This is a genomic window from Phyllobacterium sp. GQ127 (assembly GCF_059758635.1).
Genome location: NZ_JCAXDZ010000002.1, coordinates 616,514 through 633,948, shown reverse-complemented (window position 1 = coordinate 633,948; position 17,435 = coordinate 616,514). Strand labels below are relative to the sequence as shown.

The following is a 17,435-nucleotide window of genomic DNA, read 5'->3' as shown; positions in this document are numbered from 1 at the left end:
GCAACTTATCCAACAGCTCTCATTCGGCTTTAGAGTCCTGCACTTTGGTGCATGGAAAAAGGATTACCGAATGGAACAGACGACCAACCTCAAGCTTCCTTATATCGCTCCCTCGCAAGCGCAGAAGCATGTGACTCATAATGAAGCGATAAGAGCACTCGACGCGCTCGTACAGCTATCGGCGATCAACAGGAGCACTTCTTTACCGCCCGAGGAGAGCCAGGAGGGCGACCGTTACATTATCAACACGCCAGCAAAAGGCCTCTGGAACGGTCGCGAGGGACAAATTGCAGCTTGGCAGGATGGCGCCTGGGCCTTTTTCTCCGCCTTGGAAGGTTGGAATGTCTGGATTGAAGATGAGAAAAGCTTCGTCGTTTTTCACCAGAAAAAATGGATCAAGAACGAAATCAGCACCAACCCGGTATCCCGTCTCGGGATTGAGGCAACAGCGGATGATACAAACAGGCTATCAGTTAAAAGCCCTGCCGCGCTGTTCGATCATGCCGGGGCCGGACATCAATTGAAGATCAACAAGGCTGGTGACAATCAGACAGCCTCTCTGCTGTTCCAGTCGAACTATCAGGGCCGTGCTGAAATGGGAACCATGTGGGGCCGTGACTTCCGCATCAAGGCCAGCGCCGATGGCTCGAAATGGTTCGATGTGATGGTGGCCGATAGCACCACGGGTCTTGCCTGTTTTCCTGCGGGCATTGCCCATCCAACAACCGGCAAAAAGCAGTCCGGAATGACGCTTGTTCCCGCCTGGGCTGGTACGCCCACAATTTTTGAAGCGCCAATGGTCCCGTCCAGCGCAACAATCGCTTCGGTGTCAGCCAATCTTTTAAACCTGAACAAAGGTGGCGCAGCGGCGATTTTTGCAACAAGTATGCGCGGTATATCCATGATTCGCGTCTGGAATATCACCCGCTCCCCCGCGCAATCAGCTTGGGTGAAATGGGATACGACTGCCGATCAGTTGCAGGTTTCCAATCCGGAACACATCAAGCAATGGCTCAAGAATGACGTGATTCAGATTACCGATCCGCTCCGGAACGATATTGCCATTGATATCTCTCCGCTCATGCAGAAGGCATTGAGCGCAGTGTTCCCGCAGGATGGCGTCCTGCTCAATGCAGGTTCGACGGGGGATATCACCATCGCCTGCCATGAGTCCTCCCCCGTTTCATCAAGCAATCTGGTTTATTTCAAAGGAGACGAGAAACGCAGTTTCACCGTGACGGGGGTTTATGGATAGGCACTGGTGGTGAGCAGCAACAGCGCTGTGCGTGGTTCGCCCTTCGACAAGCTCAGGAGGGAGAACCACGCACAACGCCTAAAACATCTCAGAACAGACATCTTGCAGCTCACCCACATTCCTCATGGTGAGCTTGTCGAACCACGGCACCATAGCTTTCAACCCCTAACTCCCCCGATAAGTCGAATACGACCACGGCGTCACCAGCAGCGGCACATGATAATTGCCCTGCACATCGGAAATTGCGAAACGTATTGGAATGTCGTCAAGAAATGCAGGTTCGGGCAAAGCTACGTCTTTTCCCTTGAAATAGTCGCCCACATGAAATGTCAGCTCATACTGCCCGGCCACCATGTCCGCCGTCGATAGTAAAGGCGCGTCAGTCCTGCCATCGGCATTGGTCATTGCGGTGGCAAGCAGGTGTCGCCCGCCGGCAGCGTTTATACGATGCAGCGTCAGGCGCACGCCCTCAGCGGGTCGTCCGTCAGCCGTGTTCAGAACATGTGTCGATAGCTTGCCCATCAAGAGCCCCTTCTCATGAAATCAGATCATCAAGACGAAAACGCGCGATCTGCCCGATCTGCCGCAACGCTTCCAGAACCTCCTCGCCCGAATTGTTCTCAAGCCGCTGGCGGAAGGCTGCCATGATGGAATGCTTGTCGTGGCCGCGCACTGCAAGAATGAAGGGAAACCCGAATCTGCTCTGATAGGCATTGTTCAGGGCGTGAAACTCATCGAATTCTTCATCGGTCAACCGGTCAAGACCTGCACCCTTTTGTTCGGATGTTGAACTTGTCGTTAGCCTGCCCTGGCGCGCGGCTTTTCCGGCAAGGTCCGGATGAGCGCGGATCAATCCGAGCTGCGCCATTTGTCCTGCCTTCGCGACAACAGCCAGCATGGCGCCATGCAATTGGTCGACATTTGCAAAGGGGCGCATATCTGCGACCCCTTCCGGCACCCAAGGCGAATGTTCGAAGATGCTGCCCAGCGCCTCAATGAATTTCTGAGTGCTTGCTTCGTTCAGTTCATCAAGCGTCATTGTGATCCAATTCATCTGCTGTTGCCGATCCAACCAGGCATGGTTCAACAAGCTGAGGCATGATGCTATTGCGATCAAGGTTAAAAACGAATGCTCAAATCTGCCTTGACTGAATTGTCCACACCTCGTTCAGATATACAGTCGTTATAGGAAACGCCTATCAAGCCGGGTTTTGCTTATCGAGAGCCGGAGGGGGAGCTTTGGTTGACCGCCCTCAATACGGCTTCGGGCGTTGCCGGACTATCCAGTTGCGGCACAGATCCGGCTATGGAAGCGATGGCATCGCGGATTGCCAGCCAGATGGAAATTCCAAGCATTAAAGGCGGCTCGCCAATGGCTTTTGAGCGGAACACCGTTTCCTCGCGGTTCGGCATATTATCGAGAATGCGGACATTGAAAATGGGCGGCACATCGCGTGAGCCGGGTATTTTGTAGGTTGATGGGCCAACAGTCCTCAATCGCCCCGTCTTGTCCCACCAAAGCTCCTCGCAAGTTACCCAGCCCATGCCCTGCACGAAGGCGCCTTCGATCTGGCCAAGATCAATTGCCGGATTGAGCGGCGAACCCACATCCTGCAAAATATCGGCGCGCAGGCAGCGTGTCTCGCCGGTCAGCGTGTCAATCGCCACCTCCGCCACCGCCGCGCCATAGCTGAAATAAAAGAATGGCCTGCCCTTCATGGTCTTGCCATCCCAGTGGATTTTAGGCGTCGCATAGTGCCCCGCCTCCGAAAGCTGCACCCGTTTCGCCCAGGCCATTTTTGCCAGCTCGCCGAAGGAAACGGATCTATTATCCGCGTGAACCCGGCCCTCGCGGTAGATGATCACCTCTTCCTCAACGTCGAAATGTTCGGCGGCAACAGTAGTCAAACGGGCCTTGATCGCGGTCGCCGCCTTGAAGGCTGCCATGCCATTGAGATCAGACCCCGTAGATGCCGCTGTCGCGCTGGTGTTTGGCACCTTGCCCGTCGCAGTGGAGGAAATTCGCACCATGTCGAGATCAACCTGAAACACTTCCGCCACGACTTGCGCCACTTTGACGAACAGGCCCTGCCCCATTTCCGTGCCACCATGGTTCAGGAAAATCGAACCGTCCAGATAGACATGCACCAGCGCGCCCGCCTGATTGAGCGAGGTCAAATTGAATGAAATACCGAACTTCACCGGCATCATTGCCAGCCCGCGCCGGATAATTGGATTGGCGGCATTATGCGCATCGATTTCGGCCCGTCGCTGCTGCCAGTCCGCCGAGGCAAGCACTGCCTCCGTCACCTCGACAAGGCGATTATCCTCAACCTTCTGGCCGTAAGGCGTGGTATCGCCTGTCCCATCGCCATAATAATTGATCGCCCGCACCGCATTCGGATCAAGCTTTAATTCGCGCGCAATCGTGTCGATCACCGCCTCAATGGTGATGATCCCTTGCGGTCCGCCAAAACCACGAAACGCCGTATTGGAAACCGTATTGGTTTTGCAGGCATGTCCCACAAAGCGCGCATTGGGAATGTGGTAGGAATTGTCCGTATGGGTCAGCGCCCGCGTAATGACCGGCCCCGTCAGGTCCGGCAGATTGCCCGCCCGCGCAAGATATTCCGCATCAAGTCCAAGGATGCGCCCGCGCCCATCCACGCCCACCTTCCAGTTGACAACGAAATCATGACGCTTGCCGGTTCCGGCCATATCGTCACGGCGTTTGAGCCGCATCTTGCATGGCTTGCCGGTCTTGGCAGAGATCAGCGCCGCAGCGCCAGCGATAATTGTCGGTTGGCTTTCCTTGCCGCCAAAGCCGCCCCCCATACGTCGCACCTGGCATTCCACGGCATTAGCGTGAATGCCAAGAATGCCTGCCACGTGATGCTGCACTTCGGTCGGATGCTGCGTTGAGGAATGCACCAGCATTTCGCCATTTTCACCCGGAATGGCATAGGCGATATGGGTTTCCAGATAGAAATGGTCCTGACCGCCCATTTTGAGCTTGCCGGAAAAGACATGCGGCGCACTTGCCAGCGCCGCATCGACATCGCCGTCAACGACCTCCTGCACCGGCACCACATAGTTCTTGCGGCGATGTGCTTCCTCAATATGAAGCACGGCTTCCAAAGGCTCAATATCCAGCTTGACCTTTTTGGCAGCGCGATAAGCGGTTTCAAAATCGCTTGCCGCTACAACAGCGATCACGCGGCCTTCATGGTCGACAATATCTTCGGCAAACAATGTCTCGCCGGTATGGATCGGCCCGACCTCATTATGGCCCGGCACATCTTTCGCCGACCAGACACCCGCAACACCCGGCATTGCCAACGCTTCGCTTGCGTCAAAACCATTAAGCTTGCCATGCGCCACTGGAGACAGGACAAAGGCTGCATGCAGCGTTCCCGGCAGTTCGGGCATATCGTCAATGTAATTGGCCTCACCTGCCACATGGCGCGCCGCGCTGTCATGGGCGATACCCTTGCCGACAATACTGCGTTGGACAATTTTAGGGTCAATGTTCATAGCGCCATGACCTCCACGGTCTCGCCCGCTACGTCGCGCCGAAATCGCTCCACAAGATTGGCTGCCACCTGCAATCGATATTCAGCGCTGCCGCGCCAATCGCTCAATGGCTTGAACCGCGCGGTAATGGCAGCGGCGCAGCTCTCTGCCGCACGTCTGTCAAGCACAGTTCCGACCAGCGCCTGTTCGGCCTCTATTGCCCGGATTGGCGTTGCCGCCATGCCGCCAAAAGCGATGCGGGCACTGCGGACCTGCCCTTCTTCGCGGAAAACTGAAAAAGCTCCGCAGACTGTCGAAATATCCTGATCGTAGCGTTTGGATATTTTGTAGACTCGAAATGCTTGGCCCTCTCTTGGTTTGGGTATGGAGATTGAAGCAATCACTTCATTGGGTCGCAATTCTGTTTTGCGGTAATCGAGAAAGAAATCCTCAAGCGAAAGGAATCTATGTCCGCTCAGCGATGCCAGTTCAATCTCTGCCCCAAGCGCAATCAAGGCCGGAGGTCCATCGCCAATGGGGCTGGCCGTGCCAATATTGCCGCCAATGGTACCCATGGACCTTATTTGCGTTGACCCGAACCGGCGAATAAGCGTGGCGAATGAGGGGTAATGCGCGCTTACCCGCGCCAGCACCTCTTCCCAGGTCACGGCAGCGCCAAAGCTCAAATGATTGTCCGTTTCGCGAATCTGGCGAAGTTCGCGCACCGATGCGAGCGCTATCACCTCATTCCAGTCCGTATGATAATCCGCTAGCGCAACACCAAGATCAGTGCCGCCCCCAAGCAGAATTGCTTCGGGCTTCTCGCTTCGCAGTGCTAAAAGTTCGTTCAGGGATGCCGGTTGATGAAAAACCGCCCCGCCATCCGATAGCATTGATTGCGGTTCGATCTCGGCAAAGGCAGCCACATGCGGCCCGGCAATCGCCGCTCCTCCGGCAGCAACCACCTTGCGCGCCGCCTCGACAATTGGCCGATAGCCGGTACACCGGCAAAGATTGCCTGCCAGCGCATCATGAATGGCCTCGTCATCGGCCTGCGGATTAGACGCCGCGAGCCCGGCTAAGGAGATGACAATTCCGGGAGTACAAAAACCGCATTGCGACGAACCGTTTTCCGCCATTGCCGCCTGTATCGGATGTAGCTCGCCGGTTTTCAGCCCTTCCACCGTAACCAGCGCGCGCCCATCGATCTGGCCCATGGCAAGGATGCAGCTATTGGCCGCGTGATATTTCACCTGATCGCCATCAACATGACCGATCAGCAGCGAACAGGCACCGCAATCACCCTCCGCACAGCCCTCCTTTGTGCCGGTCAGTCGCGGCACATTACGCAGCCAATCCAGCACCGTGGTATCGGGCCGCACATTGGCTTCGTGAATTTGACCATTTAGAAAAAAACGAACGGAATTTGACATGATATCAGCTTCATCCGCCAATGTGATCGCGTCAAGAGGGCGTAAGCAGAACCGGGTGGTGATTTAGCTGTAATAACAAAGTGCGTGGTTCGACAAGCTCACCATGAGGAAGGTTGGGGCTGCAAGATAAACTCGGAGCAGCAGGATTTAGCTCCTTGCAATCAACCAGCTCCCTCATGGTGAGCTTGTCGAACAACGCACCACCGCAAATGCAAACCAGAGCTTGCGGGCGAACCACGCACAACTCAGGCGCTATGAATTTTCTGGCGATTTTTGGACAATTCAGGCAAACCTTCGTAATTCAGTGCAATGAGAGCCTGCTTCTTCACCCGTGACCAGCCTTTGATTTGCCGTTCACGTGCTATTGCATCAAGAATGCGATCATAGGTTTCAGTAAAAACAAGTTCTACAGGTCGGCGGTGTTTGGTATATCCATCACAGATTCCGGCATTATGTTCCCAAACCCGGGCTTCAATTTCTTGCTTCGTTAATCCGGTATAATAAGAACCATCAGAACATCTTAGAATATAAACCATTGCCTCCATTCAGTCTCCCATGCTTGAAACTGAAAGTATAAACAGACGGTCACCGGTCGAGCAATTATACCAAAGTTGCATCTGCGCTGTGCGTGGTTCGACAAGCTCACCATGAGGGAGGTTGAGAGTGGCAGGGAGTCTAGTTTGGGGACGTCGCAGATAACTATTTGCAATCCAACCACCTCCCTCATGGTGAGCTTGTCGAACCACGCACAGCGCAGGAGCAATCAGTCACCTCCCTCATGGTGAGCTATGCTGAGCCTTTCGAAGAACGAGCCACGCATTATGAGGTGCGCAGGTGCTAAACCGCTTCAATCCGAAAAATACGATCCGGCCAAAAATATTCTTCAAGATTATCGCCTTCGCCGCCGCGATCCACCACCATGAAATCCGAGCTCTGCTCCAGCGATATCAGCGGATGGTGCCAGACATTGCGGTGGTAGTTAACGCCCTGGTTGCCCTGCACCAAAAATGCTACCGGATTTGCGGGTTTGCCGCCCGCATCTTCGCCCACGACGACTAAAAACGGCCTGTTCTGCAATGGATAGAATGCCTGGCTGCCGAGTGGATGCCGCTCCAGCATATGGATATCGATGGGAGGGGTAAAAGCCTGTCCGCGAAAAATATTGATCAGGACGCGCGGCTGATCACCGGCCACGTCAACCTTGGCAAGGTCATGATAACGTTCTGTCGTACCACCATTGATCAGGCGCAGCTCCGCGCCCGCCACTTCAATCACATCGCCAAATGGCCCAAATGCTGCCTTGGTCAGCGGCTGAACATCAAGGGTGATGATGTTCATGCCAGTGCCTTGCAATATCGATGCGGCGCGCCACCCAGACATCGCTGTGTTGCTGAACATAATCGAGAAAGCGCTCCAATGCGGCAGCGCGTCCCGGACGTCCAACCAGACGGCAATGCAGGCCGACGGACATCATCTTGGCCGCTCCTTCCTGTCCCTCTTTATAAAGAACATCAAACGTGTCCTTCAGATAAGAATAGAACTGGTCACCGGAGTTGAAACCTTGCGGCGTGGCAAAACGCATATCATTGGCGTCAAGCGTATAGGGAACAATGAGATGGGGGCCTTTCGGACCTTCCACCCAATAGGGCAGCTCGTCCGCATAGCTATCGGCGGAATAGACAAAGCCGCCCTCTTCCATGACGATCTTCAGCGTATTGTCCGACGGCTTGCCTTGATAAATCCCCAGCGGCCGCGAGCCCGTAATTTCGGTATGCAGGCGCACAGCTTCCAAAATGTGCTCGCGTTCGCGTTCCTCCGGAAAATCCTTGTATTCCAGCCAGCGCAGGCCGTGGCTGGCTATTTCCCAGTCAGCCTCTTTCATTGCGGCAACAGCGTCTGGATTGCGCGCCATGGCGAGCGTCACGCCATAGACCGTGACCGGCATGTTGCGGCGCGTGAACAATCGCCATAGCCGCCAGAAACCAGCGCGCGATCCATATTCGTAGATGGATTCCATATTGAGATTGCGCTGGCCCGGCCATGATTGCGCGCCAACGATCTCAGACAGAAGGTTTTCGGATGCGGGGTCCTGATCGAGGATGCAGCTTTCGCCGCCCTCCTCGTAATTCACCACAAATTGCACGACCAGCTTGGCCCCGCCCGGCCATTTCGGGTCGGGCGTGTTACGGCCATAGCCGATCAGATTGCGCGGATAATCAACCAAGTGAGATCAACGACGCTTGAGCAATGATCCGAGGGCAGGAACTCCGAGTGCTGCCAGCGCCAGCTTCAGAACATCGCCGATGATGAATACGCCAACGCCATAAGCGAAAGCCTTCTCGAAACCGAACAAATATGCCATCCATAGGAAGCCCATGGTGAGAATAATGACTTCGGCAACGAGCATCGACAGGCCGATGGAAATCGCGTTGCGGGCAAAGCCCTTATCGGCTGCGCGTCCGACAATCCATGCAGCTGCGAGGTAAGACAAGAGATAACCGCCAGTTGGTCCAACCATATAGGCAAGACCAATGCCCTTTTCCGGTGTTCCGGTGAATACGGGCATGCCGAGAGCGCCTTCAAGCAAATAAAGCGCCATGGTTGCCACGGCGAGACGCGAGCCATAGGCGGCGGAGATCGCAAACACGGCAAATGTCTGCATCGTCACGTTGACGAAGACCATGTCCACTTTCGTCTTGGCTGAAAGCGCCATCAGGGCCGAGCCAACGAGAGCAAGCGTGACAAACCACACGGCTTTGGCCAATTGGCCTTCCGGCTGGAACGTTTCGGCGAGAGAGCGGGTTTTTGCAGTGATCATGGTCTATCCTCCATATTGGCTTTCGCCACTTCTTGAAGAGGTATATTAAGCTTCATCCCGCACTGCAATAGGCGCATAAAGGTCAGCCCACATCAATGTCCCTGAGTTTCGATATTAAATTCGCGCCGCATTATGGCGAGGCCGTGGATGTTGCCCCGCAGATTCAGCGAATCACGGTGAACAATCCGAGCCCCTTCACCTTTTACGGCACCAATTCCTATCTGATCGGCAAGGATACGCTGGCGCTGATTGACCCAGGTCCGCTTGATGATGCCCACAAGGCAACTTTGCTGCGTGCTATTGCCGGACGCCCTGTCAGCCATATTTTTGTCAGCCATACGCACCGCGATCATTCCCCGCTCGCCTCGGTTCTGAAAGACGAGCTTGGCGCTGTGCTTGTGGCGGAAGGTCCGCATCGTGCAGCCCGCCCACTGCATATTGGTGAAGTCAATCTGCTCGATGCCAGCGCGGATACGGAATTCGTCCCGGATATTATTGCGGCAAATGATACGGTCATCAATGGCGACGGCTGGGCTTTGCGCACCATTCACACGCCGGGCCATACGGCCAATCACGCGGTTTTCGCACTGGAAGAAACCGGAATACTGTTCTCGGCCGACCACATCATGGCGTGGTCCACCTCCATTGTCGCACCGCCGGACGGTTCCATGTCCGATTATATGGCGTCGCTTGATGTGATGCTGGAACTGGATTCGCGTGTCTATCTGCCCGGCCATGGTGGGGCGGTCACAAAACCCAAGGCTTTCGTGCGTGGTCTGCGCGGCCATCGAAAAATGCGGGAACGTGCCATTCTGGAAAGGATTCGCGCCGGAGACCGTACGATTGCCGCCATGGTAAAGGCAATCTACCGCGACACGGATCCGCGCCTGCATGGCGCTGCAGCCCTATCGGTACTGGCCCATCTGGAAGACATGGTTACGCGTGGTCTTGTGCAAACCGAAGGCAATCCCGCGATCGACGGTGTTTACTGGGCCTAGAGCCTTTGCGTTTTGGTCGAATCAAAACGGCGCACCAAGCCTTTGCCTTTACGCAATTCCGGACGCAAAACCGCTGCACACTTTTGCTGGAATTGCTTTTAGGAAGCGTCGGCGGGCGGGACTTCTGTCGTTTCTTCCTCGGGCTGCACACCCTGCACTTCCATATCGAGAGCCGTCATGAAAGCCGCAATCCGGTCAGCATTTTCACCAAGATCATGGGTTCCATAACGCGAAACGGAGCGCATATCGACATAGGTCGTTTCACCTTCATCGCTAAGGCGGATCACTACATCGCTGGTAAAGCCCAAAAGCCAGGTCCGTGCCACGACATCAACCAGAATCTCCTCAGTCTCACCTGGCTCGCCTTTTTGGCTGATAATTACCCAGCCATTATTGGCGATAACCGTTTTGACCGCCGTGAGAATCCTGTCGGGCGAACCCTCATAGCGGCGTCCCGTGACTTCAGGATAGGCCTTCGCCTGCAGCCCGCGACTATCCGGATCATTGATGACGGGATTCATATTGACTGAACGGCGGCCCGTTTCCAACAAAGCGGGTGGATCGGTTAAATCGGTCGAAACATCATAAATTGCCGGTAGAACCATGACTTGATAAATCGTTGTCATGAAGGGTATCAGCACCAGCAGCGCGATCAATGTGCCCCAGAATGACCGGGTGAAGCCAATATCGCCGCGCCGCCACAGGCTGGTGAAACCCTTGAGTGCCAGCAGCAATGCCAGGCATGCCAGCCCTGCTACAATAGCTAGAAGCCAGAGAAATTCGGGTGTCTCGATTTGCTCAAAGCGGTGGCCGAGGCCCGAAACGACAAAAAGTATGAGGCTCAAAAACGCAATGCGAACGGACCATTTTGCTGAAATCGAATGGCGGCGACGCCATTGGCCTGAGTGTTGCGGTCGCATGATTCCCTGAAATTCCATCAATGACAGGAAAACAGCTAATCGCATTTGTGCGTGGACACAAGCATATGAAGCCGGACTTCCATCTCCTTTGGTGGTGAAAGTCCGACCATAATCAAATCAAACGATTACGGGAACATAAATTCGCTTCGTCTCATCATATGCTAAGCCGATTGCGGGATCGGTCTTGCTGATCTTGCCGTTCTCAGCATGACCCGCATAGCGCCGCAGATAGATTGAGGAACTCAAGGCATCGACAAAGGATATGTCATACCAACCATCCTTGGTGGAGAATGAAACAGTTTTCGTACCAGTTTCGACTGTTTTTTCTTCGCCGGTATAGGCGTTGACCACTTTCAGCCTTCCGCTTGCCGTTGGCCATTCACCGAAAATAAACTCGATTGTCCGGCCGTCCAAAGAAGTTTTGACATCGACAAGGTGAGCAATCTGATTGTCGCTGACACTGCCCAATTCACCACGGAACTCGGCCAGATAACCGTTAGGACCATGGACTGCATAGGAATACTGGTTGTTCGACCACCCACTTTCTTTACTAATATTCATATTCCAGACGTCGGAAATGTCGATCGGTGCACCGCCTAGTTTGATTCCTTCGACAGTGTCAAACCAGCCGCCATCACTCCGGTCATAGGAAAGAATGGTGAATGATGCGCCCAGCCGGCCACGGTTCCTGAATGTGATTTTCAGTTTCGGCGGCGAGTTGTTGGTAAAGCTGCATAAAGTCTGAAAATCGTAGCCGACAGGCAAGAGATCACATTGTGTCTTATCCTGCTTTACCGAAACGGGTCTGGTTGCATCGGGATCAGCCATCACGTCCTTTATCGACGGTATGTATGCACTTGTGCCTTGTGCGATTTCTCGTTCCTCTTTCGTATAGATTTTGGTCGGCTGGATCGCATTTATCAGTTTTTCCATGGGCTTGACTTTGGTGCGATCAAAATCAAACACGCTGGTCAGATCGCCGGTAATGGCCTTTCGCCACGAAGAGATCATGTCGAAGTCTGTCGGAGCCTGGACACCTTTCGCCTTAAGCCATGCTTCCAAAAACTGAAGGACCGATGTGTGATCAAACGTCTCGGAACAGACGCGACCACCCGAAGTCCATGGCGATACGATAATCATTGGAACGCGTGGTCCCAGGCCCATAGGCTTGCCATTGGAGCCTTCCGAATTCAGATCGCCCTGCTCGCCGGTAGTTGTTAATTTTATACCGGGAGAAACCACACCGGCACTACTATTCATCGGTGGCGCTGGAGGCAGTACATGGTCGAAAAACCCGCCATTTTCATCGTAATTTATAATCAGCGCTGTCTTGTGCCAGACTGCCTTATTCGCCAGCAGCGCGCGCAAAACTTCACTCAAATAGTATTCACCAAAGTGCGGGGGGTATTTTGGATGTTCACTGAAGGCTTCCGGCGGCACGATCCACGAAATTGCAGGCAGCTTGTCATCGATGACGTCCTGCTCGAAACGGGATGGCTTATCCGCCTCGCTCCGCAGCACTGAATTGACTGTTTGACTCTTGATGTTGATGACAGACCGCTCTTCCAACGACTTGTTTGTGCCCCGGTACTGCCTGAAGTATTCAAGCGTGTTGTCACCATAATTGCCTGCAAACGGATCACGGGTCCAGGTCAGCCCGTCCTGATAAAATTTCCAATCTATCTGAAGCTCTTCAAGCCGCTCAGGATAGGTTTTCCAACTTGGTCGCAGGGGAGAATCATCGGAAACTCTAAGCCCGCTGAAAGAACTATTAGTGGCTTTGCTATGACTTGTTCCCGTCCAGAAATATGAGCGGTTGGGATCCGTTGAGCTGTTAACGGAGCAAAAATAGGCATCGCAAACTGTGAATGCTTTTGCGAGCCGGAAATAAAGTGGAATATCCGGCTCGACATAATGCGCCATGCTGACGATTCTTTTATTGGGAATCCATTTATCGCTAAGGCCAAAGTTCCAGGCAGCAATACCATCATTGAAACCATGCGGTGGATCCTGCAAGAAAACATCTCCCGCGTCTGTGTCAGCACTTGTACCTTGTGGCAAGCGATAGGGCTTCACCTTGGGCGCAGACTCGGTTTTTTGAGATTGATGCCAGATTGGCTCACCATTTTTTTGTTTCATTGGCCGCGGATCGCCAAACCCGCGAACTCCGCGCAATGTCCCGAAATAATGATCAAAAGAGCGGTTTTCCTGCATCAGGATAACCACATGCTCAATATCGGCCAGCGAACCCTTTGCACAGTCCGGAACTGCATTAAGCAAATCTGCGACCACGGTCGAACCGGCCAAGGCCTCGCTCATATAGGCCGAGCATGCCGAATAGGCTGCTGCACTTGAACCAGCCAAACCAAGCATTTTAATAAAATCGCGTCTATCCATTATTCTATCCTGAAATCAAAAATAAAATTCTACCCGTTGCGCCTTCAAATCATCGCGCAAAGCAGTCCCACCTCGTGGATTATTCGCAAAGGTCTTCTCTCATGTAGTCGTTTTCAAGTTTAAGCACTGACACTGCCGTTAAAAGCGCAGCTTTGTCTGCAGCAGCCTTGTCCTTGACCTTTGCAAGCTCCAATGCTGTTTCACCCAATAAACCATCAAGTTCTGCTCTTTTGCTTTCCAGACTAACCAGCGATGCTTTGATCTCTTTCACCTGCTTTAGAAGGTCCGGACTGTCTTCACCGGGCTTCGCCAGCTCGTCCGACAGCTCTTTCAGCTTGCTCTTGTGAGCCTTCATCTCGGTAACATTGCCGTCATGCGCCTTTTCAAGATCAGCACGCGCTTTTTCAAGATCGCTGACTTGTTTCGCCAAGGCAGCCTTATCCGCTTCAGCCGTGTCCTTGACCTTTGCAAGCTCCAACGCTACCTCACCCAACAAGCCATCAAGTTCTGTTTTCTTGCTTTCCAGACTAACCAGCGATGCTTTGATCTCTTTCACCTGCTTTAGAAGGTCCGGGCTGTCTTCACCCGGCTTCACCAGCTCGTCCGACAGCTCTTTCAGCTTGCTCTTGAGAGCCCTCATGTCGGTGGCATTGCCGTCACGCGCCTTTTCAAGATCAGCACGCGTTTTTTCAAGATCGCTGACTTGCTTGGCCAAGGCAGCCTTGTCACTCTCAAGATTTCCATAGTTCGCCAACTCATCTGTCAGCTTTTTCAGCTTGCTCTTGAGCACATTTATCTCGACTGCGGTGCTCGCACGCGCTTGTTCAAGGTCGTCAGCTTGCTTTGCCAATACAGCTTTATCATTCTCGAGATTTTCGTTCTTTGCTTTCAGCTCATTGATTTCTCTACTGAAAGTTGATGCCGATGTGTCGGACTTTGACCCGGAGTCGTTGCACGCTGCAACCAGCATGAGAAGCAATAATAGACAAAAACGATATTTCAAAGCTCACTCCTGAAACAAATAAATCAAATTATGCGTCGTAATATGAATCGTCGTCTAAACGGCCTGTATAAAATTCTGATGACAGTTCCGCTACAGATTTAGGGGCAAGAAACTCGACTGATTTAAGCCGTTTACATTTTATGAGTGTATCAGATGGCACACTCCTGCCATCATCGAATCAAGTGATTTGGCAGAAACAGAGCGCGGAGACACACCGCTGACAGAAGATAACATGACGAGGCCGGATATGATGCCTGAAGCTGGCAAAGCGGTTTCGCTTGAAGTTGTAGAAGTTGAATTGGCGCTTGGCGCGCAGGATATCGTTGCCGATGGTTTTGAAGGCGCCTTGCAAAAGGCCGTGGATTTGGTTGATGGAAAGCTGATCTTCAATATCAGGGCGCCCGAAAACAGCGATTATCAGCGCGTGGCGGCAATCTCCGTTTCAGATGGATCAGCTGAGCAGACTGTCTTTGTCACGCTTGGCAATGATGGCACCACTTTCGCCGTTACAGCGGACAAATCCGATATAAATGTCGGTGGTGATTTGCCGCTGTTATAATCTCTTTCATTTCTGAATCTTCCGGAGCGACCCTTTGCCTTTCCAGCCAGTCTGGTTAGTGTTGGGAAAAACTTGCAATAACCGGAGTAACAAAATGGCGAACAGCCGCCCCCTTACCAATGTTCAGCAGCGCGATGTCAATGCGATCCTCCATCCCTATACCCCCTTGCACAAATTGCAGGAAAACGGCCCCTTGGTGATGGGGCATGGCAAGGGCGTTTATCTCTACGACACGCAAGGCAAGGAATATATTGAGGGCATGTCCGGCCTGTGGTGTGCGGGGCTGGGCTTTGGCGACGAAGAGATGATCGAGGCTGCGACGGAACAGATGCGCACCCTGCCCTATTACCACCTCTTTGGCGGCAAGGGCATGGAACCGGCGATCGAGCTTGCTGAAAAGCTCAAGGAAATAGCGCCTGTACCGATTTCAAAGGTTTTTTATACCTCGTCGGGTTCAGAAGCAAATGACACGCAGGTCAAGCTTGCCTGGTATTACAACAATGCCCTTGGCCGCCCGAAAAAGAAGAAGATCATTTCCCGCGTCAAAGCCTATCATGGCGTGACCATCATGGCTGCATCGCTGACCGGCCTGCCTTATAATCACATGGGTTGGGATTTGCCGGTCGAAGGCATTTTGCATACGGATTGCCCGCATTATTATCGCTTTGGCCAGGAAGGCGAAAGCGAGGCGGAGTTCGTTGCGCGTCTGGCCACATCGCTGCGCGATATGATTGAGCGTGAAGGGCCCGAAACCATCGCAGCCTTCATTGCCGAGCCTGTCATGGGCGCTGGCGGTGTGCTTGTGCCGCCTGCCAGCTATTTCAGCGCCATTGAGCCGATTCTGCGCGAACACGATATCATGATCATCGCAGATGAGGTTATAAACGGCTTCGGCCGCACCGGTAACTGGTGGGGCAGCCAGAGCGTTGGCATGACGCCGACAACCATTTCAGCAGCCAAGCAGTTGACCGCTGCCTATTCACCGCTTGGTGCAGTGCTGGTGCCCGAAGACATCTATCAGGCCTATGTGGATCATAGCGCTCAAATCGGTACATTTGGCCATGGCTTCACCTATGGCGGGCATCCGGTTGGCTGCGCCCTTGGCGTCAAGGCAATCGAGATTTATCAGCGCCGCAATATTGTGGATTATGTGCGCGGCCTCACCCCGCTTTTTGAAGCACGCCTTGCCAAGGTGAAAGATCACCCCTTGGTTGGGGAAGTGCGTAATTGCGGTCTGATGGGTGCGGTAGAACTTGTGGCCGATAAAGCAACAAAGCGCCCGTTCAATCCCGCCCATGCGGTCGGCCCCGCTCTGGCGCGCTTCCTGGAAGGTCATGGTGCAGTGCTTCGCGCCGTCGGCGACAGTATCGCATTCTGCCCGCCAATGATCATCACGGAGGACGAGCTGAACGAGCTGTTCAACCGCTTCGAACTCGCCTTGGCAGACACGGAAGCCTATGTTTCAACGGGCAGTTTGCGCGCCGCTTGATGCATAGCGGTTTGCAGCGGTTTTAATGCGTGGTTCGACAAGCTCACCATGAGGAATGGAGTTGATTGCAAGCGGCGCCAAATCTGCGGAGGTAAACCACGTGGTGCATCCCTCGACAAGCTCAGGATGAGGAAGGTTGGCGGATTGCAATGCCGATTATCTGCCTCATGGTGAGCTATCAGAATGAGGCTCCCTGCAATCATCTACATTCCTCATGGTGAGCTATCCTGAGCTTGTCGAAGGGCGAACCACGCACCACGGCTTTGCCACCTACCAGCGACGACCACAACTGGAAACAACCGCCTTCACACCATCGTTCGACAGCGATTTGTCGCCCGGCTGACAGCTCTTCAGCTCAACCCGGAGACAGGCCATCCAGTACAAAGTCGAGGCCCTTGCGAAATGTCCCGTCCCAATCATCATCCAACAGCAGGCGGGCGCGTTCGATTGTCGGATAGCGTTCGGCGCGTTGCTCAAGGCGCTGTTGAGCGGCAGCTCTCTCGCCATCGGAAAGATCGAAACTCGTCCGGGTTACGGTCGCACCCATCACATAATTCCACAGCGACCATATAGCGACATTCAAATTGGCGTCTGCCACACCGGCAACAGACAAGGTTTTGCTCAACAGTTCCAGACGGCCAAGCATATTTGGCCCCAATGCCCGGCGTGGTAGGAGCGATGCCGACCAGGGATGGCGCAACATGCTGGCGCGCCAGTCTTCCAGCAGGTGTAAGGCTTCTAGGCGCCAGTCTTCCATCCCGCCAATTTGCCGTTGCTCGCTATATTCAAGCACCGAATCCAGCGCCAGATCAAAAACGGTTTCTTTGTTATCGACGTGCCAATACAAGCTCATCACGCCTGAGCCGAGGCGATCGGCCAGCCGCCGCATGGAAAATCCTTCGAGGCCTTGAGCGTCCAAAAGCTCCACCGCAGTTACCACGATCCGCTCCAGAGAGAGAGATTTTTCGCCACGCCCACCCTGCACAGTTTTTGGTGACGCAGTTGCCTCTTTGCTCTTCTCGCCGCTACCTTTACCAGCCATCCGTTTTC

At 53.8% G+C, this 17,435-nt stretch carries 15 protein-coding genes and 1 pseudogene; 4 read left to right on the top strand and 12 right to left on the bottom strand.

The annotated features are described in order from the left end of the window. The first annotated feature begins 70 nt into the window (after positions 1-70). Positions 71-1,255 (top strand): DUF2793 domain-containing protein, encoded by a 1,185-nt coding sequence (locus tag AC6CHM_RS11395; RefSeq protein WP_498173221.1) that lies wholly within the window; start codon positions 71-73, stop codon positions 1,253-1,255. Positions 1,256-1,420: 165 nt separating this feature from the next. Here the strand turns inward: AC6CHM_RS11395 and uraH are convergent, their stop codons facing one another. The 8 genes and pseudogenes from uraH to AC6CHM_RS11355 all read right to left on the bottom strand — a co-directional run bounded on the left by uraH (position 1,421) and on the right by AC6CHM_RS11355 (position 9,019). Continuing rightward, on the bottom strand, positions 1,421-1,777 hold the full coding sequence (gene uraH / locus AC6CHM_RS11390) for a hydroxyisourate hydrolase (protein WP_307283436.1): 357 nt from the start codon (positions 1,775-1,777) through the stop codon (positions 1,421-1,423). A gap of 13 nt (positions 1,778-1,790) precedes the next feature. Further along, positions 1,791-2,309, bottom strand: a complete 519-nt coding sequence (uraD, locus tag AC6CHM_RS11385) for a 2-oxo-4-hydroxy-4-carboxy-5-ureidoimidazoline decarboxylase (RefSeq protein WP_162802431.1) — start codon at positions 2,307-2,309, stop codon at positions 1,791-1,793. 161 nt (positions 2,310-2,470) lie between these two features. Then, positions 2,471-4,789 (bottom strand): xanthine dehydrogenase molybdopterin binding subunit, encoded by a 2,319-nt coding sequence (xdhB, locus tag AC6CHM_RS11380; protein WP_498173219.1) that lies wholly within the window; start codon positions 4,787-4,789, stop codon positions 2,471-2,473. Then, positions 4,786-6,201, bottom strand: coding sequence for a xanthine dehydrogenase small subunit (gene xdhA / locus AC6CHM_RS11375; protein WP_498173218.1), 1,416 nt, complete (start codon positions 6,199-6,201; stop codon positions 4,786-4,788). The genes xdhB and xdhA overlap by 4 nt, the downstream gene beginning before the upstream one ends. 245 nt (positions 6,202-6,446) lie before the next feature. Continuing rightward, entirely contained in the window at positions 6,447-6,746 is a 300-nt protein-coding gene (locus AC6CHM_RS11370) for a GIY-YIG nuclease family protein (RefSeq protein WP_498173217.1), read from the bottom strand. 292 nt (positions 6,747-7,038) lie between these two features. Then, positions 7,039-7,539 carry an ureidoglycolate lyase gene (locus AC6CHM_RS11365; protein ID WP_498173215.1) on the bottom strand — a complete coding sequence of 167 codons (501 nt, stop codon included), beginning with the start codon at positions 7,537-7,539 and terminating at the stop codon, positions 7,039-7,041. Beyond that, positions 7,523-8,425 (bottom strand): annotated as a pseudogene (gene puuE, locus AC6CHM_RS11360) (allantoinase PuuE); the annotation flags it as partial. The pseudogene puuE and the gene AC6CHM_RS11365, both read right to left, overlap by 17 nt. 6 nt (positions 8,426-8,431) lie before the next feature. Then, positions 8,432-9,019, bottom strand: coding sequence for a biotin transporter BioY (locus tag AC6CHM_RS11355; RefSeq protein WP_115052049.1), 588 nt, complete (start codon positions 9,017-9,019; stop codon positions 8,432-8,434). A gap of 95 nt (positions 9,020-9,114) precedes the next feature. On the opposite strand from AC6CHM_RS11355, the gene AC6CHM_RS11350 reads away from it, so the two are divergent. Further along, positions 9,115-10,017, top strand: coding sequence for an MBL fold metallo-hydrolase (locus AC6CHM_RS11350; protein ID WP_498173214.1), 903 nt, complete (start codon positions 9,115-9,117; stop codon positions 10,015-10,017). A gap of 98 nt (positions 10,018-10,115) precedes the next feature. On the opposite strand, the gene AC6CHM_RS11345 is transcribed toward AC6CHM_RS11350, so the two are convergent. The 3 genes from AC6CHM_RS11345 to AC6CHM_RS11335 form a co-directional block, all read right to left on the bottom strand. Beyond that, positions 10,116-10,937, bottom strand: a complete 822-nt coding sequence (locus tag AC6CHM_RS11345; protein ID WP_498173213.1) for a DUF1499 domain-containing protein — start codon at positions 10,935-10,937, stop codon at positions 10,116-10,118. 117 nt (positions 10,938-11,054) lie between these two features. Continuing rightward, a complete protein-coding gene (locus AC6CHM_RS11340) occupies positions 11,055-13,334 on the bottom strand; it encodes a phosphocholine-specific phospholipase C (protein ID WP_498173212.1) in 2,280 nt (759 codons plus the stop codon). Positions 13,335-13,413: 79 nt separating this feature from the next. Next, on the bottom strand, positions 13,414-14,337 hold the full coding sequence (locus tag AC6CHM_RS11335) for a hypothetical protein (RefSeq protein WP_498173211.1): 924 nt from the start codon (positions 14,335-14,337) through the stop codon (positions 13,414-13,416). 232 nt (positions 14,338-14,569) lie between these two features. Here AC6CHM_RS11335 and AC6CHM_RS11330 point away from each other — a divergent pair, with 232 nt between their 5' ends. Both AC6CHM_RS11330 and AC6CHM_RS11325 read left to right on the top strand, forming a co-directional pair. Continuing rightward, complete coding sequence (locus AC6CHM_RS11330) at positions 14,570-14,896, top strand: hypothetical protein (RefSeq protein ID WP_115052056.1); 327 nt, start codon at positions 14,570-14,572, stop codon at positions 14,894-14,896. A 94-nt stretch (positions 14,897-14,990) separates the two neighbouring features. Next, positions 14,991-16,385 (top strand): aminotransferase, encoded by a 1,395-nt coding sequence (locus tag AC6CHM_RS11325; RefSeq protein WP_307283397.1) that lies wholly within the window; start codon positions 14,991-14,993, stop codon positions 16,383-16,385. A 355-nt stretch (positions 16,386-16,740) separates the two neighbouring features. Here AC6CHM_RS11325 and AC6CHM_RS11320 read toward each other — a convergent pair whose 3' ends face one another. Continuing rightward, positions 16,741-17,427 carry a TetR/AcrR family transcriptional regulator gene (locus tag AC6CHM_RS11320; RefSeq protein WP_498173210.1) on the bottom strand — a complete coding sequence of 229 codons (687 nt, stop codon included), beginning with the start codon at positions 17,425-17,427 and terminating at the stop codon, positions 16,741-16,743. Positions 17,428-17,435 lie beyond the last annotated feature (8 nt).

Coding starts and splice junctions, on each gene's coding strand:
- AC6CHM_RS11395 (WP_498173221.1), top strand. CDS start 71: ATGGAACAGACGACCAACCTCAAGCTTCCTTATATCGCTCCCTCGCAA.
- uraH (WP_307283436.1), bottom strand. CDS start 1,777: ATGGGCAAGCTATCGACACATGTTCTGAACACGGCTGACGGACGACCC.
- uraD (WP_162802431.1), bottom strand. CDS start 2,309: ATGAATTGGATCACAATGACGCTTGATGAACTGAACGAAGCAAGCACT.
- xdhB (WP_498173219.1), bottom strand. CDS start 4,789: ATGAACATTGACCCTAAAATTGTCCAACGCAGTATTGTCGGCAAGGGT.
- xdhA (WP_498173218.1), bottom strand. CDS start 6,201: ATGTCAAATTCCGTTCGTTTTTTTCTAAATGGTCAAATTCACGAAGCC.
- AC6CHM_RS11370 (WP_498173217.1), bottom strand. CDS start 6,746: ATGGAGGCAATGGTTTATATTCTAAGATGTTCTGATGGTTCTTATTAT.
- AC6CHM_RS11365 (WP_498173215.1), bottom strand. CDS start 7,539: ATGAACATCATCACCCTTGATGTTCAGCCGCTGACCAAGGCAGCATTT.
- AC6CHM_RS11355 (WP_115052049.1), bottom strand. CDS start 9,019: ATGATCACTGCAAAAACCCGCTCTCTCGCCGAAACGTTCCAGCCGGAA.
- AC6CHM_RS11350 (WP_498173214.1), top strand. CDS start 9,115: ATGTCCCTGAGTTTCGATATTAAATTCGCGCCGCATTATGGCGAGGCC.
- AC6CHM_RS11345 (WP_498173213.1), bottom strand. CDS start 10,937: ATGCGACCGCAACACTCAGGCCAATGGCGTCGCCGCCATTCGATTTCA.
- AC6CHM_RS11340 (WP_498173212.1), bottom strand. CDS start 13,334: ATGGATAGACGCGATTTTATTAAAATGCTTGGTTTGGCTGGTTCAAGT.
- AC6CHM_RS11330 (WP_115052056.1), top strand. CDS start 14,570: ATGACGAGGCCGGATATGATGCCTGAAGCTGGCAAAGCGGTTTCGCTT.
- AC6CHM_RS11325 (WP_307283397.1), top strand. CDS start 14,991: ATGGCGAACAGCCGCCCCCTTACCAATGTTCAGCAGCGCGATGTCAAT.
- AC6CHM_RS11320 (WP_498173210.1), bottom strand. CDS start 17,427: ATGGCTGGTAAAGGTAGCGGCGAGAAGAGCAAAGAGGCAACTGCGTCA.